This window comes from Streptococcus sp. 3167 (assembly GCF_013277175.1).
In the GTDB taxonomy this organism is placed as follows: domain Bacteria; phylum Bacillota; class Bacilli; order Lactobacillales; family Streptococcaceae; genus Streptococcus; species Streptococcus pseudopneumoniae.
The window spans coordinates 6,249-8,710 of sequence record NZ_VMML01000088.1; the positions used below are offsets into that span (position 1 = coordinate 6,249).

Below are 2,462 nucleotides of genomic sequence, written 5' to 3' on the forward strand. Positions count from 1 at the left end.
CTGACGAAGTCAGTAACATCTATACGGCAAGGCGACGTTGACGCGGTTTGAAGAGATTTTCGAAGAGTATTAACTTCACGCAAGGGAAGTTTGGAACTGAGAAATGTTCTTTCTCAATAAGCACTATTCTTTCACACCACCGATAGTCAAACCTTTTACAAAGTAGCGTTGGAAGAATGGATACAAAATCGCGATTGGAAGGGTTGCAACCACAACCATGGCCATACGACCTGTTTCTTTCGGTAGAGCAACTCCCAGTTGACCAGTCAAGCCGACCGCTTTGGCAATGTAGTCCATATTTTGCTGGATTTGCATGAGCAAATATTGCAATGGATACAAGTTGTCACTCTTGATGTAAAGAAGGGCGTTGAACCAGTCATTCCAGAAACCAAGAGCTGTCAAAAGCGTGATGGTTGCGATACCTGGTAGTGATAATGGTAAACAGATTTGGAAGAAAATCCGGGCCTCACTAGCACCATCGATACGAGCCGATTCGAGAATGGCTTCTGGAATGGTCTTCTTGAAGAAGGAACGCATCAAGATGATATTGAATGGTGAGAGAAGCATTGGAACAATCAAGGCCCAAACAGTGTCACCAAGCTGAAGCACACGGGTCACCATGATATAACCTGGTACCAAACCAGCGTTGAACAACATACTGAGCAGAACGAAGATGGTAAAGAATCTGCGATACTTAAAGGTTGTCCGTGAAATAGCGTAGGCATAGGTTGTTGTGATAAAGACATTTGTAAATGTCCCAACTACGGTTACAAAGACAGAAATGAAGAGGGCCTGTAAGATTTTATCCTTAAACTGTGCCAAGAACTCAAAACCGTCTAATCCAAATTGGGATGGGAAGAAGCTGTAGCCGTATTGGAGGAGGCTTTTCTCGTCCGTCACTGAAATAATGATAACGAATACGAAGGGTAGGATACAAGAGAGGGCAATCAAACCCGAAATGATACTGAAGAAGATATCTGCTTTCTTACTGAAGGAGTGAATGCCGACATTATCAATTTTTTCTTTTTTAATTTTCTTTTCTGCCATATTCTCCTCCTTTCTAGAACAAGGCTGAGTTTGGATCAACTCGTCTTGCCAGTAAGTTTGATAGAACCACCAGAATCAAGCCGACTACTGATTGGTAGAGACCTGCCGCTGAAGCCATCCCTATATCCGCTGTCTGGGTCAAACCATTATATACATATACGTCCAAGACGTTGGTTACGTTATAAAGCTGACCAGCATTGTGAGGGATTTGGTAGAAAAGACCGAAGTCTGCACGGAAGATATTTCCGACTGCAAGGATGGTCAATACAGTTACCAATGGTGTCAACTGCGGAATGGTTACATTGCGAATCCGTTGCCATTTGCTGGCTCCGTCCACTGTCGCTGCTTCGTAGTAGGTTGGATCAATTCCCATAATCGTCGCATAGTACATGACACTGCTATATCCAAAACCTTTCCAAATACCTAGGAAAAGTAGGAGATAGGGCCAAATTCCCAAATCAGCGTAGAAATTGACTTCTTTTAGACCAAGACTTTCCAATAGATGATTGAACACCCCTTTATCAATGTTTAGGAAGGCATCTGTAAAGAAACTGATGATAACCCAAGACAAGAAGTAAGGGAACAACATAGAAGTTTGGAAAATCTTCACCATTCTCTTAGAACGGAGTTCACTGAGAATAATGGCAATCCCTACAGATACAACTAAACCTAGAAAGATAAAGCCAAGATTGTAGAGGACCGTATTTCGTGTGATAATAAAGGCGTCTCTTGAACTAAATAAGAATCTGAAATTATCGAGTCCGACCCATTTACTATTTATGATACTATCTATGAAACCATTACTGGTCATGTGGTAGTCTTTGAAGGCAACCACGTTCCCAAATACTGGAATGTAAAAGAATAGAATCAACCAGAGTGCCCCTGGCAAAACCATCAAGAGAAAGATCCAGTTATCTCTCAAGGTTTTTGAAAACTTATTCATAATTTCCTCCCTTTTTATTTTGATATCCGTCTAAAAATTCCTTTTTAGACTTTTGATAACGATTACATTATTAGTATACTCCTATTTGCAGATTAGGTTAAACTCCTAATTATAGAAAAAACTCCACAAATTATGTAGCAGATTTAAAACTTTATCACCACTATCAAACAAATGTCCTAAATCAATTGTTTATTTTATCTCTATTGTAACCGCCCAATAACGAAGTATATTGAAAAATCTCCAGACTAGAGAGTAACCGCCCAATAACGAAGTATATTGAAAAATCTCCAGACTAGAGAACTCACGGATAGTTCCTAATCTGGAGATTTCTTATTTGCACTTTTCTTGTACAACTTTAGTCCATGGTAAATAAGCCTCTAAAACCTCTTTGTTTACGAGAGTTTCCTCGTTTGGAAGACATTCTAGAAGATAGGATAGATATTTTTCACTATTTAGTTGATGACGTTTAGCT

At 39.8% G+C, this 2,462-nt stretch carries 2 protein-coding genes and 1 pseudogene; all 3 read right to left on the reverse strand.

All coding sequences use genetic code 11. From position 1 onward, the window contains the following. Positions 1 to 123: 123 nt before the first annotated feature. Positions 124 to 1,047: a carbohydrate ABC transporter permease gene (locus HT678_RS10430; protein ID WP_000818348.1), complete on the reverse strand. Its 924-nt coding sequence runs from the start codon at positions 1,045 to 1,047 to the stop codon at positions 124 to 126. A 13-nt stretch (positions 1,048 to 1,060) separates the two neighbouring features. Continuing rightward, entirely contained in the window at positions 1,061 to 1,990 is a 930-nt protein-coding gene (locus HT678_RS10435; protein WP_007284784.1) for a sugar ABC transporter permease, read from the reverse strand. Positions 1,991 to 2,320: 330 nt separating this feature from the next. Beyond that, positions 2,321 to 2,462, reverse strand: a pseudogene (locus HT678_RS12005) (IS66 family transposase); the annotation flags it as partial.